General features: G+C 62.7%; 10 protein-coding genes. 2 read left to right on the plus strand and 8 right to left on the minus strand.

All coding sequences use genetic code 11. The annotated features are described in order from the left end of the window. Positions 1-113 precede the first annotated feature (113 nt). From K2R93_08835 to K2R93_08845, 3 genes are all read right to left on the minus strand, one after another. Positions 114-1,070 carry a hypothetical protein gene (locus K2R93_08835; GenBank protein MBY0489928.1) on the minus strand — a complete coding sequence of 319 codons (957 nt, stop codon included), beginning with the start codon at positions 1,068-1,070 and terminating at the stop codon, positions 114-116. Between the two features lie 13 nt (positions 1,071-1,083). Next, positions 1,084-1,773 carry a hypothetical protein gene (locus tag K2R93_08840; GenBank protein ID MBY0489929.1) on the minus strand — a complete coding sequence of 230 codons (690 nt, stop codon included), beginning with the start codon at positions 1,771-1,773 and terminating at the stop codon, positions 1,084-1,086. 189 nt (positions 1,774-1,962) lie between these two features. After that, a complete protein-coding gene (locus tag K2R93_08845) occupies positions 1,963-3,330 on the minus strand; it encodes a hypothetical protein (protein MBY0489930.1) in 1,368 nt (455 codons plus the stop codon). A 535-nt stretch (positions 3,331-3,865) separates the two neighbouring features. Between K2R93_08845 and K2R93_08850 the strand changes: the two genes are divergently transcribed. Further along, positions 3,866-4,012 (plus strand): hypothetical protein, encoded by a 147-nt coding sequence (locus K2R93_08850; GenBank protein MBY0489931.1) that lies wholly within the window; start codon positions 3,866-3,868, stop codon positions 4,010-4,012. A 33-nt stretch (positions 4,013-4,045) separates the two neighbouring features. Next, positions 4,046-4,360 carry a hypothetical protein gene (locus K2R93_08855; GenBank protein MBY0489932.1) on the plus strand — a complete coding sequence of 105 codons (315 nt, stop codon included), beginning with the start codon at positions 4,046-4,048 and terminating at the stop codon, positions 4,358-4,360. A 113-nt stretch (positions 4,361-4,473) separates the two neighbouring features. Here K2R93_08855 and K2R93_08860 read toward each other — a convergent pair whose 3' ends face one another. From K2R93_08860 to K2R93_08880, 5 genes are all read right to left on the minus strand, one after another. Next, positions 4,474-5,445 carry a hypothetical protein gene (locus K2R93_08860; GenBank protein ID MBY0489933.1) on the minus strand — a complete coding sequence of 324 codons (972 nt, stop codon included), beginning with the start codon at positions 5,443-5,445 and terminating at the stop codon, positions 4,474-4,476. Positions 5,446-7,073: 1,628 nt separating this feature from the next. Continuing rightward, positions 7,074-8,162 carry a hypothetical protein gene (locus tag K2R93_08865; protein ID MBY0489934.1) on the minus strand — a complete coding sequence of 363 codons (1,089 nt, stop codon included), beginning with the start codon at positions 8,160-8,162 and terminating at the stop codon, positions 7,074-7,076. Positions 8,163-8,169: 7 nt separating this feature from the next. Further along, positions 8,170-11,748 carry a hypothetical protein gene (locus K2R93_08870; protein ID MBY0489935.1) on the minus strand — a complete coding sequence of 1,193 codons (3,579 nt, stop codon included), beginning with the start codon at positions 11,746-11,748 and terminating at the stop codon, positions 8,170-8,172. Then, positions 11,749-14,715 carry a DUF1156 domain-containing protein gene (locus K2R93_08875; protein MBY0489936.1) on the minus strand — a complete coding sequence of 989 codons (2,967 nt, stop codon included), beginning with the start codon at positions 14,713-14,715 and terminating at the stop codon, positions 11,749-11,751. It lies immediately after the preceding gene. A 433-nt stretch (positions 14,716-15,148) separates the two neighbouring features. Then, complete coding sequence (locus K2R93_08880; GenBank protein MBY0489937.1) at positions 15,149-18,073, minus strand: DUF499 domain-containing protein; 2,925 nt, start codon at positions 18,071-18,073, stop codon at positions 15,149-15,151. Positions 18,074-18,319 lie beyond the last annotated feature (246 nt).

The raw sequence follows: 18,319 nt of genomic DNA on the forward strand, positions 1-18,319 counted from the left end.
CCGGTCGCGGAAGAACGAGAATCGGCTGCTTTCCCAGTTTTTCGGCAGGACCATCCTCAGTCGGTTGCGGCGCTGGCGCTTTCCAGGATTGCAGCCGCTTCCAAGCGGGGCAACTACACCCACCGCTTTTCCGCCGCGAGACCACCCAAGCCGACTCTGGCGCAATGCTCGCCGAGACGCCGTAGCCTCCCGCGAGCCCCCGAAGCTTCTGCCGCTCGAACGATCTGACGTTCGGAACTGACCACGTAGACTGGCGCCCCGAAGAAGACATTTCCGGGCCGCAACAGCGCCCGATGGTCGATGAGGGCACAGACATGCGAGTCCCAGACGCTGTTCGCATGCTTCGATTTGCTCGGGTCAATCTCGCCCCCGGCCGACAAGACCAGTTGGTTATGAATGAAAGCGATCGACGTGCCGGCGTGCTCCAGCATCCACTCAGCCTCCGGCGCGAGAATCGACTCAGGCGAGTCCTCATCGATGTGGGGGTGGAACATCGCAAGGATTTCCGCGGTGAACGTACTCCCACGCTCACGGAGGAACCGCATGGTCTCGAGCTGGGCCTCTCGATCCGATTCCACGTTCGCGTGAGCTTTCATCAACTCGGCACCGTCCGATGCCGCCTTCGCGAGAGACGCCCCGTATGCCTCTTCTCGCGCCAGAACCCAAGCGCGAATCTCCTCGCACGCCTCTGCAAGCTCAGGCTCCAGTGGCAGCTTCTGCACCTCGGCAAGCCGCAGCAAGAACGTTCCCAGCCATCGGACAAACGCCTCATCCGATCTCGTGTTGTCAAATGCTACAAGCCGCTGATCGATTGGGGATCGAACGAAGGGGATGTACGTGCCGTGATCCCATATTTGCGTAAGCCGCGTCAAGGCGACCACACCGTTGAGCCCCGCCACGGCATCCACCGGATCGGCGCCGCCAATCGCGCTGATCAACTCGAGAGCGACGATCGTCGAGGCCAGGCTCGCGATCGAATGCTTACGGTGAGCGGCGACGAGCTCGTCAACGTGACGGCGCCCCACACTTCGAAGCGCATTTGTATCAAAGATCACGACCTCGCGAGGCATTAGGGCACACCGCTCATGGCTTTATCGTGCTGTTGGTCGCGATACCGTGGCGCGAGTTGAAAAAGAGGCATCGCTCGTAGAACTCTGTCAGCGCCGCAGCATCTTCGGCAGCATGGATCCTCACGTGGTTCAACACCGATTCCCACGAAATCAACTGTACGTCGATGGCCGACACGGTGGGAAGAAACGTCTGCTGGAACCATTCATCGCGGTCGCCATTGTAGGCGACAACCCGCGCCCGAACCACTTCGATGATGTGTTCCTTCTTGCAGCAATCGCCAAAAACCCCGGCGTCGATCTGAGATGCGGGGGCCACCACCACGAAACCCGCGCGTATACCGGCAGGACTCACCCCTCCCTGCTGTAGAGCGGTAGCCAGACATGCCACATTTCGCGCCGCTTGATTGTATGTGGCGGCCCGCTTGGTCCCCGCTGAAAGCCCGGACATGAGCTTAGCCTCTACCACCACGAACTGCTTCGTCTCGTGGGCGGGGAGCACGTCGCCGCGCCCCGAGCCTCGCCGGGTCGCCCCAATAACCGCATCCGCGTGGGTGAAGGATTCCGCGAGCTCGTCGCCGCGGCGCCGCGGTAGAAACGCGGACGGCAAGAGGACCTCGGATCGCCATCCGTGCCCCGGTAAAACATCCAACGGGTGCTCGACCGGCGCCTGACGCGCAAACCAATCAAGCACGAGTCGAAGCATCCATCCCTCGTTGTACAGTGCCGTCGGAGGCAGGATGCCCGCGCGGGTGCCTGAAGACAGGAACAGCTGCCCCACTCTTTCCAGCGCTGCTCCGAGGGGAGCGTGCGCTCCCGTATCTGCGTTATCTGATTTTGTCATGCTGAATCATTATCCGAGGGGGCTGACAGTCACGCTACACCGCTACCGAATTCATTGAAGCCTGACCTGCCCGTAGCCGAATCGTCCTTCCGAGAACCAGTAAGCCTGCCCTGTTTTCAGCATACTGATGGGTCGGACGGTCAGTACATGTGGGTATTCTACGACCGGTGGCCGGCTGATGAGCGTCAACCACGCGTTAGTCGTGTGGGGATCCGGCGACATGAACTGCACTCGCGTAGAGAGGTTCTCCATGATCGCCTGTGCCTCGAGCTCCTTGCCAGGACCGAGCGCCTGTACCAACGCGGCCTGACTCTGAGATGCGACGATCGCGTGCCCGGAAGCCGATCGCATAACGTCGAAGTACATCTCTTCCCCGCCGATAAACCGCTGGAACTCATCGGCAATGTAGAAGGCGCGTCGTTGCGGGACCCCGTGTGCATCGCATGCGGCGCCCCGAATGATGGCCCGTAGATATGCTCGTTTGATCGCGCGACCAATCATCGCGTTCTCATCACTGATCTCGCGGGGCTGGTACGCCATCAAGAGTCCATCCCTGATCGCCTCGTCCATGCTGAGCCTATAGCGAGCCGACGGCCACGGGCTTGGGTCGAAGTCAATGCTGTCTTGGACGCGGGAGTCCGTCAGCGGTCCCAGCACAGAGGCAACCGTGCCGACCACGCTGGTTCCAGTCTCTGGCGCGAGACTGTGCACGCTCAGTAGGTCCGCGGGGTTGTATGTCGGAACGTGCAGCTTGATCACCTGCGCGAGCTGCTGCGGAAGCAACTCGGATGTATCGTTGGACGTTCGCTGCAGCAGTCGACACAACGCCATGTATCGGCTCCACGGCCGATCGTTTTGCAGCAATGATTCCGTAGCACCTGTTTTTCCACCGGCGCGCGAATCGAATACCTTTGCCAAAGCACGCCAAAGTAGCTGCTGTTGCAGTCGCGCCTCCTCCTCACACGTGGCCTCTGCATGGACGGTCGTGTCGAGCAGCAGGCACGCACGAAGCAACGATCGTGCGCTCGATCGCCAGAAAGGATCGCGCGCGAAGGGAGTAGCACCCGGACTGAGGGCGAGCGCCTCGTCCAGGAGTACGCCCGCGTCCGAGCGGTCGATGGAATCGTCGTAGAATCGGATCGGTATGCTGCCCTCTTGACCCAAGATCAGGACGTGGTCGTCCATCGACTTGATCAGCTCACGCTTGGGATCAATCACGAGCATGCAGTCCCGTTTGCCTTTTTCTGAGCGCTCCCACTGCTGCCGCACCGCAGCAAGAATGGGGAGGATGGCCGACCGACTCTTCCCTGTCCCGCTCGCTCCGAGTATCAGGACACCCCGGTTAAGTGTCGAGCACTTCAAGTCAAGACCGATCGACGCAAGCTCCGGAACGCAGAACTCTTCGGTGTCCCGGCTCATGAGCGTCGACGGGTGCGGGGTTTGGTGGGGGCGTTGACACGAAACCCAATGGATCGGGTTACGGCCTCGCGCTTCGGCGCCGTACCGAGGAGCCTATCTCGCAGGGTCGATGGCCCCTCGATGCTCACCTGCATTCCCGTGGTCAGTTCGTCCGACAGTGACAACTTGAGGTGCTCAGCGGCGGCTGTTGTGACCTGCGCGGCACAGAACCGAAGCCTTACTTCCCCGTAGCAGTAGTAGTCGCGTGCCAAGCGAAGCAGCTCGGCGATTTCTACAGCGTGAGCGGCACGGAGCGCACCCGTGCACGCGATGTCAAGGCGTTCCGGGCGAAACGACGGGGTAATTGTACCGAGTGATGGCATCGGGCTGTTCGTCCTCACGAAAGGAGAGTGCTAATTGGGGCGGTCACGATATCGCTTGGACTGATCCGTAGACCCATCGATGTGAGGACGATGGTCCACCAGCGAATGAGCCCGGCGGTATCAAGTCGATGTCGGACTCCGACCATGCGGAGAGTGAGCAGATCGGATGGTGCATGACACTGACCGAGCGCGCCGAGCCGTGCGGCGAGTGGAGCGGCCGTACGAGCATCCGGAATGCGACGCGCATGATTGATCAGCGGGGATTCCTCAATGCCATCTGTGAGCAACACGGCGATCACGCGTGTACTCGCTACGTGTGACTCTGCGCGCTGCGCTCGCGCCAGGGTGGTGGCATGACACACAGCGTCTACGAGCCGAGATTCCGGCGCGCGGCCGCGCTCCTGCACGGCGCGTTGTATGGCATCGACCACGGCCATATGGAGAGCGTGCCGACGTTCATCAGCCACCTCGGCATTGCGGCCGACCTCCAATCCAGCCCCCTGGACCCAAGCGTCGAGCCGTGTTCCAGGGAGCACGCTATCCAGCACCGGTCGTATTTCACCCAGCTCTCGGCCAGTGGGAATGAGGAGCAGCCGGTCTCCGGCCCGCAGCTCGCGAGCGAGCTGCGCGATGGCTGCCGAGTCCTCCTCGATGCGGCGACTCGCTGACACGTCCACGTACACGGCCACGACGCGTCGCATCAGCAGTGGGGTCGGTCCTGGCGACGAGCAGGAGCATAGCAGCGAAAGCGCGGCGCACATCAGTATCGATTTGCGCCAGCTCATCGTTCCGATGACCCGAAAGTGCCGATCGCCAGGACCGGAGCCCTGCCACCGTCGTCGTTGGGGCGACGGAGATTCACGCGTTCCGGCTGCTCCGTCTTCAGCGCCGGCGGACAGTACACCGACCACCAGTAGTCGAGCGCGGACAGCGATTCATTGAGGCGAGCGTCCAGCTGCTGCTCGAACCGTCGTTCCCGTTCGTTGTCCTCCTGCAGCTGCCGGACGGTCCGTGCGAGCTGAGCTGTCAGTCGCGCCTCGCGTGCGGCCGCTGCGGAAAGCCCGGGGACAGGGTCTGCGCTGAGCCACCCAAGGATGCCAGGGAGACCGAGGAGGCACGCTTGTAGGCCAGCTCCAACGGCGACCGTAGCGAGGCGGTGGTCCGGTCGAGTATCGGGGATCGCGCCAAGGCGGCTTAATACAATCCCCACCCCAAGAACGCTGGGACCGATCAGGCATACTGCGATCGCGAGTCCGTCCTGCCAGCGCAGAGCTTGCGACCATGTCGCGCGCCGAGCCAGTGTTCCCGCCCGATGCATTAGAAGGGCTGCGAGCGGAGCCGCGACCAGCGAGGCAAGGAGCAGAGGAACCGGCTGTTCCGGGAGGGTGGCCGAAAGGGCCGCGTACGTGAGCCAGCCCTCCGCTGCCAGAGCAACCGCCATGAGGAGGCCGACCGCGGAGCTTTCGCGGTCGGGAATTGCATGGTGTGGCAGCGCCGCCTGCAGGCGGCAACGTTCGTCAGCGGCGCGGCGGACGACCTCCTGGAGGGCATCGGCACGGGCAATCCGGCGGGCCCTCATCCAGGCGCGGTGGCCTGGCTCACTCGCCAAGCTTAGTCGCTTACGGGCGCCGGTCAGCTGTCCCCGGGCGGCATCGATACCATGGTGAACGGTTTCGGGATTGGCCGTCGACAGAGCCGCCCCCAGCCTGCGAGCGGAGGATGGATTAAGACGGACGCCGATCAGGCCGATCATCGTCCGGGCCCACGCGGCACGGATTCGGGACCATACGGCGGGGGAAGCGGAATGGCGCACTTCTAACACACAGGGCTCCTGGGTTGAGGGCGCCACACCCTAGCGGCGTGTCTGCGCCGCGCCACGCGGCCCCTGCCGCGGATCCCTCACCGCGCATCGTTCCGCGCTCTCGCCAGCTATTGGCTCACTTTTTCGAAGAAAGCATGTATCGCCGCTCGGGTTTGTGCGGCGATACACGCTTTTGCGCTACCTGCCATCGCTAAGTCATTGTGCGGCAACGACCGGGCTGACCAAGCGAAGTGTGATAAACACCGCCAGTCATAGGCGAAAATGCGGTTTTTTCACGCCCTTCTGGGGAGCCCGACGGCACGCCTATGGTGGATCATGACACCACCGCATTCATACTGGCCGACCTGGCTCTCCGTCCTTCGGGTACTCAAGAGCCTTGGTGACGACGCCCCTGTGACACTCGAGTCTTTTCGGGCCACGGGGGAAGAGCACGTTTGGCACTGGGCAGTACGAGCCCGTGGCCCAGACGGTCCCAGTGGACCACACCCCGGACCCAGCCCATGGCTAACGCTTGTCGCTGGCCAATGCGCTCGCGACGTCCGGATTGCCCTGCCGCTCTTCGTGGCCAACCGATGCCTGCCACGAGTCACCGTCAAAGACATCACCCAAGAAGCGATTCGGAGCCCCGACCTTCAGCGCCGGCATCGGCTGGGGTACATGGTGGCCGGAGCACTTGCCAAGCATCCGGACGATTGGCGGTGGCTATCAGAGCTGCTTTCAGCGCTCGACCCAGACCCCTTCGGCGGGGACGGGGACGACAGCCGCGACGTGCTTGAGGATCTCTTCGGCGATCGGCCACGCAGTGCAGCCAAACGGAGCCCATCCGCAGATCCCCCAAAGGCTCCACCAATCAGTGTGTCGGGCTCGCCTCAGTCCGGGGGGCACACGCGCTCTACACGCCCAGTCCTGAGGAGGCTTCGTGAGAGAGATCAATAAATTGCTCCGATTGCTTTCGACTCGAGCGACGCATCATCCACCGTTATCGGCGTCATGGGCGGTAACGGAGAGCGTCTTTGGCCTTACGCTGGGCGGCGACACGCTATTCGCCGCCACCATCAATGCGCCTGTCGAGACCATGCACAGCCTCGTCCTTATCGAGGCGTGGTCTGAAGCGGGGTGCGTAGACACTCGTGAGATCCAGCCGGATCGGATCGGCAGCAATCATTTTGGGATCGCGGCGATCTACTTCGGTGCCTGTACTCGACAAATCGACCACGTGCGCATCCGTTGCGCAGGGCTCGAAGGGGCACCTTTGCTAGTGCGGCGTCCACCGATCACTGATCGAACACGGATCGTACTTGTGCTGGGACGGCCGGTGCTGATTCCCGGCGCACTGCACATGCTGCGGCTACGCGACGGCGAAATGCTCCATGATCGGCACTGCCCTATGCTCCGGTGGATATCGGACTCGCGACTGATGCCCGCGTCGCGACTCGAGGACATTCTGGGCTGGCCAGTACGCACCTGCCAGATCTGTCTTCCCCTACCGCCCCGATTGTGCGGTCAAAGCGCAGCGACGCTCGAACCGTGAATTCGCGCCAGGACGTTATCTAGCACCTTCATAGCGCCTCAAGCTTTTCCGGGCTGGTGAAGGCATTCAGTTTAATGCTCGGACGCCGCCTTAGTGCACCCGGAGGAATGGAGTTCGGGACAATCGCATTGAGCTCGGCTGCAATTGATTCGCGCGCTGACTCATCGGCGAACTCGGGCTTTCGAGCCAGCCACTGGAACTGGACCTCCATTGCTCCAGTGGTCCAAAGGCCGAAGATCTGGTAGCTCAGGCCATTGGCATCGATCACTGGGAAGCAGGATCCTGCGGTCTTGCCCTGCCCCCACCAAAAGCGCGCGTGATTCTTCATACCCCAATCGACGAGCGCCCGCGCGACGGGAATCGCTGCTGAATCCGTCCTCGAGAGCGCGGCAAAAAAGCTCTCTTCGGTCCACTGTGTGGCACCATTGCTGCCCGCCCCTTTTCGCTGCGCCGCCTCTGCCGTCTGCCCGATCACCGTTGGGATGATTGTGGTCATTCCGGAGGCTGCATACTGCCGTAGCTCAATGGCGAGAACCTCAGCTGGGTCCATCTGCTGGTTGAGGAACTCCACAATGCGGCGAAGCTCCCGCGGTATCCGATCAGCCACAAAAACCAGTCGGATGCGGCCCGCCTGAAGATTGGTTTTGACCTGCTGCCAGAAAGCATCAACCCCACCAAGCGCTTCTCCGAAGGTGCCCTGCAAGGTGTCGCTTGGATCAACGCCGTCACGGACACACCGATTTTCGTACTCAGATCGGACACGTTCGACGGGCCAATAGGCTACTGCATTCGCGGCGTAGTCGAGCATCTGACCGACCACCTCCCGTCTGATCCGAAGATCACTTGCGCGTTTTACCTCGATCAGCGTGGGCACCCCATACTCATCGAGGAACAAGTGATCGAGTGACCAGCGGGACGATCCGTCCAGTTCGTCTGGTACCCCGACCTCGCGAGAGACCAGCAGCCATCGGCGAGGAGCACTCTCGTCTGTGGCTGTGCCGAGAAGCGCGGGGTATCTCGCGAGCAGCTCTTGAAGAGACGCTTCTGAGAGAAACGCCTGCTCTTCGAGCTCTGACAATTCGTTGGAAGCGTTCAGCAGGAAGATGCTCTGACTCATGATCTCGTCACGTGGGCCCAACTGTACTGACCAGCGGAAGCCTGGCAAGCGTGGAACGTGCCATCCAGCGAGGGTCCTTGATGGCGGCTTCGAGCGGAGTGGCAAGCAGCACATTCTTCCGCTGATTGGCGCTCAGCGACAGTGCCGCCCGCTCCGACTCCGCAACTTCGGCGTCCGACCACTCAGGGTAGCCGATCAGATCGTGCGCCTGCGCGAGGAGCGCGGCGACTTGCCCCCCACGCTGCATCCAGCGGTGGAAGGCTGCGTTGTAGTCTTGACCGGCGTCACGCGCACACGCGAGGAAGCGCCCAACCTCGCGACGAAGCCTGACCGATGCGGCCTGCACCTGTCGTTCAAGCCCGGCGCGTTCTTCATCAAGGGCACGTCGCGCCATAGCTGCAACCAGTTCGCTCGCACGACTGCGAGCTGCCGCATGAGCGGCCTGCCAGTCCTTGTCGGACACGGGCTGGCCATTCCACTGTCCCAAGAGCGCTTCGAGTCGTTCCGCACGGTCCAGCAACTCCGGGCCCTCCACGCTCGCCCATGCCGCGACTGCGACACGAAACGCGTCCTGCTCCACCACTGCAACAACCAGCGGAAGCAGGTCCCCAGACCCCTCGCCGATAGGTTGTAGTCGGCGGAATACTGGATCGAACGGTGATAGCGGCAGTGTCTCCGTGCTCCCCGCCAGTTCACGCGCAGTCACGACTGCCCGTCGACGCCCGTTGGGCGTTTCCACCTCGCCATGCGCACGAATTCCGGAGAACGCACGGGCAAGGTCATGAATGGTTACTCCTGGGGGAAATGCCGGCGGGGGTGGGAGTTCATTGGTAGAAAACGCAGCCGCAGCGAGGTGATCCGCTTTCGCTCGGTCGACCTCGGAGTTCAGCGCCTCCGACGAGAATGGTTCAATACCGAGCAGCATCCGTCGCGCCACAGAGAGCACAGGCTGCATGGTGCCGACGAACGTTCGGAAGAGATCGCATCGTTGCCCCAAGACCGTGTACACGCGCTCGTCCACACTGTCTTTGAGGAGAAGGTTGACGATTCGAAGCACCCCGGCCTTTTGCCCGATGCGATCGATACGGCCGATACGCTGCTCCACTCGTGCTGGGTTCCATGGCAGGTCATAGTTGATCAGCGCGCTGGCGGACTGCAGGTTGAGCCCTTCGCTCGCGGCATCTGAGCATAGGAGCACCCGGATGTTGCCTTGCGCGAGCCGTTCCGTGATGGTGGCCTTCGATACCTGGACCCATTTTCCGTCCTCGCGCACTGTACCACCCTCCCCCGTGTAGCAGGCGAGCGCGCTACCGTAACGTGGCACCAAGGCATCTCTCAGATAACTCACTGTATCCGTGAACTCTGAGAACACCAGGCAAGGGCGACCGTCGTCGGTCGCCAAGTCGAGTGCACGCGCGAAGTGCTCGAGCTTGGAGTCACGCCCCTGCAGCGCCCGCAAGCGTTCCAGCAATCGCGTGACGTCTCGAAGCTCGGATCGAGCAACGACAGGGTCTTCGGGAAGCGACGACGGCAGGCGCATCGTCCGTTCCGCACCGATCAGTTCATCTAGGTCCTGCTGATCAGACGCTTCGATCTCATCCACCTGGGATGCAGCCGCGCCCTTGATTACAAGCTCCAATCCATGGCGGCGACGCTCAAGGCTGCGCTCAAGCGCCATCGGCGAACTGGCGGCACGACGTCGGTAGACCGTCATGACAAAGCCCTTCCCAGGTCGCTCCGCCTCCAGCTGAGCAAACCGACGCTCTACGTACGTCTGAACGCCGTCATAGACCTCTCGTTCTTCCACGGTCGCAAAGTCATACGAGACATCCTGAATAGCACGATCAGCGGGCGGACGGTCGATGAGCCCCATGGCGAAATACGTCCGCAGCGTGGCTCTGGTGTTCCGATGCATCCGCCGTCCGAGCGGGGCACCATCGCGCAGTGCTCTCGTGATACGGCTTCGCTCGGCCCCTGGGGCTACGAAAAGCTTGGTAGGAAGGTGCTCAGGTACGGCCGGCAGAGCGGGGAAACTACTGTCCATCCCGACGATGGCACTGACGGCGCGCCCCTTTTCCAAGGGAAGTGGGCCTTTCTCGGCCATATCCAGCGCCCCGTAGAAGTCGCGGACCACACGGAAATCGGCCATCCAGGGTGCCCCCTCACCGAGCACGCCGAGGAGATCCCATGGCTCCCACGGTTGCGTCTGCATTGGGGTGGCACTGAGCAAGAGGAGACTGCGCGCCTGCCCTCGCAGCTGCAGGCTACGCAACAGCCCAAGCAGCAGCGTGGCCGAGTTGTACTCGGTCTCCACCTGGCTCGCGCGGCGGGCCGCATGTGCTTCGTCAAGCAGCACCAGGTCCCAGCGGGGGGCCTGCATCAGCACCTCCGCGTTCTGCTCAAGGCGCGCCAGTTCTCGGCTTACGAGCAGAACCGGCTCGCGCAGCGCATCCGCAAAGCTGTCGCGCTGCTGTACGCGCCCATCCGGCCACACCAATGTGCTCTGTCCCTCCAGTCTCGGAACGAGCAGCCCGCCTTTCTCGCGGAGCTCGCCCTGCCACTGGCCTACAATGCCGGCGGGTACAAGGAGCAATGCGCGCCTCACCCCGCGACCCGCCAGGAGGCGACGAAGGACCATGATCGCTTCCACGGTCTTGCCCATGCCTACTTCGTCGCAGAGCAGTCGGCCGGCAGGCCACGCCTCCGCGCTCTCTTCGACGACACGCATCTGGTGCGGCCATAGCGCCACGTCTGGCGCCGTGGCATCACAATTTCGCCCACCTTCGGGGAACCACGGGGCTTCGATTGCAAACCGCCACCGCATTGCCGCTTCATCGCGCTGGCGCCCTGTGAGGGGCACCGGCATCTGCGGTCCAGTCGGCACCATGGCAGGTTGATCCGCTGACGGCTCCGCGTAGCGGATGAGATTCTGGCGTACGGCCTCCGGCAGCGCGATCACCGCCAATTGTGGGTCGTTGCCGTTCCACATCGTTTCAAACTCGAGGCGATAGTGCTCGAATCGTTCTCGGTCATCCCAGCTGCCACTCAGCTCGAGGCTCTCGAAGTTCTGTGTGAGGCCCGATGCCGATTCGTTGCTACTCCCGCTGAACACCAGAGTATCGCCCGCGGCATCGGCGACGAGACCGAATTTGGCATGGAGAATACCGCGACCTGATCGGAGCACGCCGACGCGCACCTCGAGCAGGCCGCGCTGCACGAGCAACCCCAAGAGCGCCAGACGCTCGGCTTCCAGCGCATCCCGTGGTTCTACCAGCCCCCGCGACAAGCGCTCAGCCAGCGCGTCGGCCCCGTGGGCATACAGCATCGCATCGACGTCATCCTGTGAGAGCTCTTCGTTCACGAGCAAACGCACAGGCGGCGCTGATGGAGACGGAGTGAGCGCCAGCAGGCGGTCTACGAACGGCGCAAACCCTCTTGCGGCAGCGGCGAGTACACTGGAGGAGAAATAGGCACAGCAGCGATCGTAGCTGACGGCTTCGCGAAGCGCCGGCTCGTAAAGCTCTGTGACGAGGCGAGGATCAGGCCCCTTGAGAAACCGGGGCCAGTCCCGTTCGCGGAGCCCCATCTATTCCTCCTCCTCCTCTTCCTCCTCGTCGGTATCGTCTACTTCCGTTTCATCCTCCGCGTCGTCGGCCGTGGCCGCAAAGAGCCCCAGCTCCGACTGATCTGGAATCTTCTCCGTCCAATCGGGGGCCGGGATTCCGAAGAGTGGGAACAGCAAGGCATGCCACGCACGGAACTCGGGAAACTTCGCGGCGGCGCTAGTCTTGCCACGTTCAATCCGCACACCGTGCGGCGCTGCCTGCACAAGCGCGGCGAGCAGCCTCGCCACCGCCGAATCCTTGTCCCAGCCTTGTTGACGGGCCAACGAGCGCGCAGCACCGATTCCTGCGGCCCCGCCGCCAGCATCTATGTATCGCATAGCTAGCGCGTGGCAACCGTCGATCGCCGTTCGGAAGGCCTGATCATTGGGGTGCACCTTTCCACCTTTTCCCGCGTCCGACGCATCGTCTGCAGCCTGGGGACGTCGCCGGTCTCGGGCCGACAGCATCGTGATGTTGTCCGCCTTTCGGCTCACGAGCCCAGCATCCGCCAGCTGCCCAACATCCATACCTACTGCGTGCCCCAACAACTTTGCTTCATTGAAGCGAAATTCCGCCGCACCCAGCACGTCCCAGCAGAGCAATGCAAACCGTCCTTCGGGCTCGACCCCTTCGAGACCGCGGCTCGCCAATTGTTGAATGCGCCAGCTGCTCACCGCATCGGAGGCCAAATCGATGGCGCGATCGACCCCAACTTCATCGCCAGTATCGGTGAAGACCTCCGCGTAACGACTGTAGACTTCGAGAGCAGGACCAAACGAACCAACTAGCTGGTCCACCGCATTCAGCCCCTCCTTCTGCAGTCGATCCGCCGCCGCCTCTGCGCGCTGACGGATCTCCGTCTGCATAGACCGATCGAAGTAGCCCGCCCCCGCTTGCGGATCACGCTTGCGCGCCACCAGTACGACAGTGCTCTGCGCTGCGTTCTTCTTGGCTTGGTGCAGACTGTGCTCGCTCTCCGTCTTGATCGGCCATGTAGCCGTAATGGTGAACCCAGAATGGATCAGCGCGGTGAACAGCGCCTCCCAAGCCTCCTGCTTCTTGTGAGTGAACATCACCGTCAGCACACCGTCGTCCGCTAGTACCCGATGGCACTCGCGGAACGAACCGGTCATCATTTCGCGATAGTGATTTCGTGCCTTATCTCGTGCAGCTTTCGCCGTCTCACCTTCATCGCGAAACCTGCTGACATTGACCACGGCCTCTTCGTCGTGGTCACACAGGTACCCCGCAAACCAGTCGGGATGACGGTGCCCTTGCGTTCGTTTAAGCCAGACGTAGAAGAAATCGGCCAGCTCAGAATACTGAACGTTGTCATCATAAGGCGGATCAACGACGACAGCCGAGAGTGAGCGGTCCGAAATAGACGGCAGCGAGGTAGCTGAGCCGAGAGTCGTGGTAACAGCTCTCGCCTCTGGTGCACGCGGGAGACCAGCGATTTGCTCCCATGCCTCAACCACACTTCGTATGGCCCACTCCAGACCGGCGCCTGCACCGCAGGGAGACATCTCGGCGTAAGTAGCCTTCCATGCGAAGTCATGACGATCAAAAACGCTTCGTAGGGTTTGGGCTTTCACATTCCACGACGAAAGGCCTGCGTTCCAATTGGCGAATTTGTCGATCACGAACGCCAACAAGTGCTCAATCGCTGCTGCGCGCTCCTCGCCCTCCTTGCTGATGATTTCCGAGCGCAATGAATTGAGCTCCTCGACGAGCACACACATTGCGAGCAGTTGGCGATCTGAGAACATGTCCGCCCACCGCGGCATTCCGTAGTTGCGCGGCCGAGGGTCACTTGACACCGATGGATATAGCTCGGTTGGGAGAATCCCACCACGTTCCCAGGATGAGCGATACTTTTTCAGTTCAGCCGAAGCTGATGCGATCGCCACCAGATCTTGCTGGACTGGTGGTTCGAAGGTGAGTCCTTGTGGCAGCTTCACTGCTACGGCATACAGGTGGCTTCGCATTTCACCGGCTTGCGCCTTGGCTTTGATGTAATCGGCCGGGATCACATTGCCGGTGAAAAGGGATACCCCTTTCCCCTTTTTATATGTCGGGGGCGGTTGATGCCGTAGCTGACCGCGGCCCTCCCCAATCTCTCGGACGCGCACCGTCCACGTGCCCTTGCCTTCATCGACCACCGGCTCAGCCACGACCTGCCGACCAGCTCGGGGCTTAAGGAGTGACCAATCAGGCACGAGGGGCGTGTCGTATCCGGTATCTGGACAGGGAACCGTCCGAGCGAAGAGAAACGTGTGGCGCGGGATCTTGTCCTTGCTGGGAAAGAATTGCTCCATCCTGCTGTTGAATCGTTTACGCCACTCGGAGCCCCAGCGTCGCGCTGCCTCTGCTAGAGTTTCATCGAACCGAAACGGATACTCTAAGGTCGCCTCAAGAACCGAACAGGCGACGGGGTTGTATTCGTTTGCAAGCGTACGAATTCCAAGGCGAGCGGCTTCGAGCGGTATGGAGCCACCACCGGCCATCGGGTCGATCAGGGCGACGTCTCTCCCCCACAATCTCTCCATGGCCTTGTGGGCGGCTTGAATGTCCCTCTCAAGGATGGGACGTCGGAATGCACGCGCACCGTGTGGATTCGGCACCTTTTTCCCGGCCGCACGCGCCCAGTCAAGATACCGCTGAGCACTCTGGACCTGTTGTGACGTCCCCCAGAACCCCAACAATCGCTCAAATGCGTCTCTAGGAAAGTCTGCTGGCAGAAGTGAGCCAAGCACTGCGGCCCGAGCGGCTGTCAGGGGTCGCCGCGCCCACCAAACGTGGAGGCGCTTGTCAGGTGGCTGCTGGCCCGTTGCCCTCTCCCGGATGCACTCAACACCGATGGCCGACGCTGGCAGCCACTCTTCGATGAGCAGCCGCGGCCGCCCCGCCGTGCCCGTTATCGCGCTTGTTGAGTTGTCGCTCTTCATCGCAGTCACTGTGTAGCCTCAGTAAGGATTCGGAGTGCGCGGATGGCTCGGCGGCCGTCACGTCGCGTCATTGCCGCCAACCACCAAGCAGCTTCGGTGCCATCTGCCTCTTTAAGGTGGCCTGCCGACTTGGCGAGTCGGCCGCCGTTTCGCAGCCCACGAGAGACGAGCGTGTAGCACGCCACGCGTGCGCCCCAGTCAGCGTCGAGCGGGTGATAGGGCCCCGTGGCGAGACGCACGCCGGCGGTGCCCCCGGAATTGCGGACCGCCGTGCGCAACAGCGGCATGGCAGCGCTGAAGGCCAATGGCGAAATCGCACCGATGCGTGTGAGCCGCTCTACCCGCTTCGCAGTGAGCGTCCGTCGGTACAGGATGCCCGCGTCACCGCTGCGACGTCGCACCACGCGAAGCGCAAAGGAGGCCTCACGTACGTTCACGCCGCACTCCCGTTAGCCGGTCCGAAGCGACAGCGCACTGTGACCGACGAGGCACGGTCGGCCAACTGCTGCAACTGATCACCGGCCAACAACAATCCAGGCTCAAAGTCCATCGTGAGACTCGCTTCAAAGGAGGTAGCCGACGTCAGCGAATTTGCGATGGCGCTCGCCATATCGAGCGGTTTGGTGGGGTGCGTCGGCTTCACGCCATCGACCATCAGCGCCATGGTGCCGCCCCCCTTGCAGTCACCTGATACCGAGACCGTCAAACCGAGCGACGTCGCGCCAAAGGGTTGGGCAAACTGCGTCAGAAGTTTGGCATCGGCCGTGGTGCGTGCCGTCAAGACGAGCCGTTCAAGAGGGCGCACCGCAGCAGCAGCGATGGCCGCCGCGAGGTCGGATGTCTCCAGTGAAGCCGGGGGCTTGGGCGGCGCCGGAGGAGGCGGGGTCTTTGCATTGGAACCGTCCCCACTTGGCGGCGGTGCGTCTTCCGCAATCCAGCCACTGACCGCGGGTGCGGTCGGCAGGGCGACCAGCGTGTCGGCTGAAATCGGTACACCCGAGATGTGCTCACCCGCCACACGCCGACGTGCACCAGCGGGACCCTGAACCACGCCTGCCGCATCGTAGGTGCGACCGTCGGCCAAACGCACAACGAGTTGGCCACCTCGGCTTCCTCGGGCCAGCGTCCGACGCGTGAATTCCTCATCGGCGATCAGACGAAGCCCCGACGCGCTGAGAAGCCGCTCGTGGACTGCTGAGGCCGTCCACACGTCTGTTTCGCCGGACACAGGAACCGCCCCTCTGAGATACCGGGACACGAGCAGCTTGGGCTCGAGCGAGTCCGTGCCGTCGTAGATCAGTTCCTTGTCTTCGAGGTAGCGACGCAGGACATCCTGTCCACGCGGAGCGGCGAGAATCTGATCGTCGCCGCCCTGGAACGACTCGTCGATCGCGAATGATGCACCGTCGGCCAGTACGACACGATCGAACGCGCGACGGGCCTGCACCCGAAATTGCTTCTCAATCTCCGGGCGAATGCGCTTGAGCTGTTCGCGTATCAATGCGCCCGATTCGCCAGACGCGTACTCGCGCCCCAGCTCTTCAGCAGCGATGAGTGACTGTGCCCGCGTGATTGCTGCCTTGTACGCGGCATCCGTGGGGGCTACAGCCACGATGGCGTTGATGAAGCGTCGCTTGATCGGCGCCCCCTCATTCCGATCGTCAGCATTGGCAACGACCGATCGCGCCTGCGCTTCGGAGGAGGAGAGCACGACCTGAAACTGTGCCACGTCCGGTACGGCGTTCGCTGACTCCGGCCAATTGCGCAGCCGGAATCCAGCGCCGTGGAAGTACTGCTGCACCTCGGTCTGGACGCGCGACTCGGCGTCGGCAAGCGGCACCCGATTGCGCCGTTCTTCGATCTGCTTTCGGACGTTCGGTTCAACCCGGAACTGATAGCCAGCACCGCCGTCCATCGGATAAGTGTGCCAGCACACGCCGATCAGGTGATCGAGCGCTTCGGTTGGTTCCTGGCCCGCCTCGTCAGGGCGAAGGACCGCCAGCGTGAGGTCATCCGGCGTCAAGCCGGCATGGCTGCTGGCTGGCAGGCTTTCCAGCATCAGCGCCGATGCCACCCGCGTGTGGACGCCGCGGCTTCCGCTGTCCAGTTCACCCGCGTGATGGAGCACGTCAGCAGACACCGCGGCCTCGAACTGCTCCTTGTTCAGGCGCTGAAGCAAGTCGCCCTTGATTCGCGCGCTCGAGAAGTCGACATCGCCAGCGGTGATAAGGTCCACATCGTCCTTACGCTCCCAGAGATCACGGATGATGCGCGCAAACAATCGGAGCACCCCGCGCGAACGCTGGAACTCCGCCAGCGCACCGAGTCTGTCCTTCGCCGTGTCGAGCAGTCGCGGATGGAACGGGTACGACTCAGCGATTCGCTTGGCGTAGGCGTCCGTCCTCGCATCGGCCGGGACAAGGCCCGGATGCTCTTCGGCCACGCGCGCGTAGAGCGCCCGGTAGGCCTCAGCCGCTGCCGCACCGGCTGAGAGGTCGACGGACTCGAACAGTCGCCGCGCAATGACCTTGGCTGATTCGGTACCGATAGGGTCAAAGTCCGTAGTCTTGCGGCCCAGCAGCTCGTCGAGGCTGGTAGCAGCCGTCAGTACCTTACCCAGCGCCCCTGACTCCGCCGCATACGTCATCTGTTGCCCGGGGTCTGTCACCACGACCACGGTCTGTGGGCGCCGAGCGGCGATGGACACCAGCTTGTTGACGATGTTCAGCGTGTTCTTGCGCCCCTGCTCGTCCAGACCGGACAGGTAGATCACCAGCTCATCGAGCAGGATGAGGACCGGACCCTCTGGCAGGAACGCCTCAATCGCCCCCTCGGTGGGCTGCGCCCGGACGTCGTCTGCGTCGCCCAGCTTGGCGACGGCCGCCGGCCCGCCAAACTGATAAGCCAGTTCGCCGGCCAGGCTTCGCACGGCCACCGCACCGTGTTGAGCAAAGATGGGATGCCCCGCCTTCGCCCCGTCCACCGCAACCACGCTGACCTTCGCCGGCCGGAGCTTCGCCGGGAGCAGTTCGGTCCCGAGGCTATGGTCACCGGCATTTCGCGCGAGGTGCCATAGACTGAGCAGGGTATGTGTCTTACCGCCGCCGAACCCCGTGCTGAGACGAATGGCGATTCCGGGTTCATCCGTCCGTGTGAGGGACTGGAACACTTCGGCGACAATCTTGGTCAGGTCCCGCGCGGGGTGTGTATTGCGGAAGAAAGTCTTCGGGTCGCGGTATACCTCTGGGGCGCCGGGGTGCTCCGACACCACGTCACCAAAATCAGCGGCGAAGATGGCGTCCCGGAGGTCGCCAGACAGGACGTCAGCTCGGGGAGTGCAGCTCTGGAGAATACCCACGCGAATGCCTCACGATGCGAAAGCCGATGGCAGGATATCGGCAGGGACCGACAATACCCCGACCGCCGAGGGACCGCCGGCGAGGCGGGGGGCGCATGCTCGGTTCAATACTGACGCAACCGAGTTCGGCGAATCTCGCGCGTGATACAAGCGCAAACCAGTGGCCGCGGACGAGTCGGCCGCAATTCCTTTATGGTGCCCACGTGTCGGATATCGATCCCGAGCGGCTGCTCCCCGCGGATCCCT

It is taken from the genome of Gemmatimonadaceae bacterium, assembly GCA_019752115.1.
In the GTDB taxonomy this organism is placed as follows: Bacteria; Gemmatimonadota; Gemmatimonadetes; order Gemmatimonadales; family Gemmatimonadaceae; genus Gemmatimonas.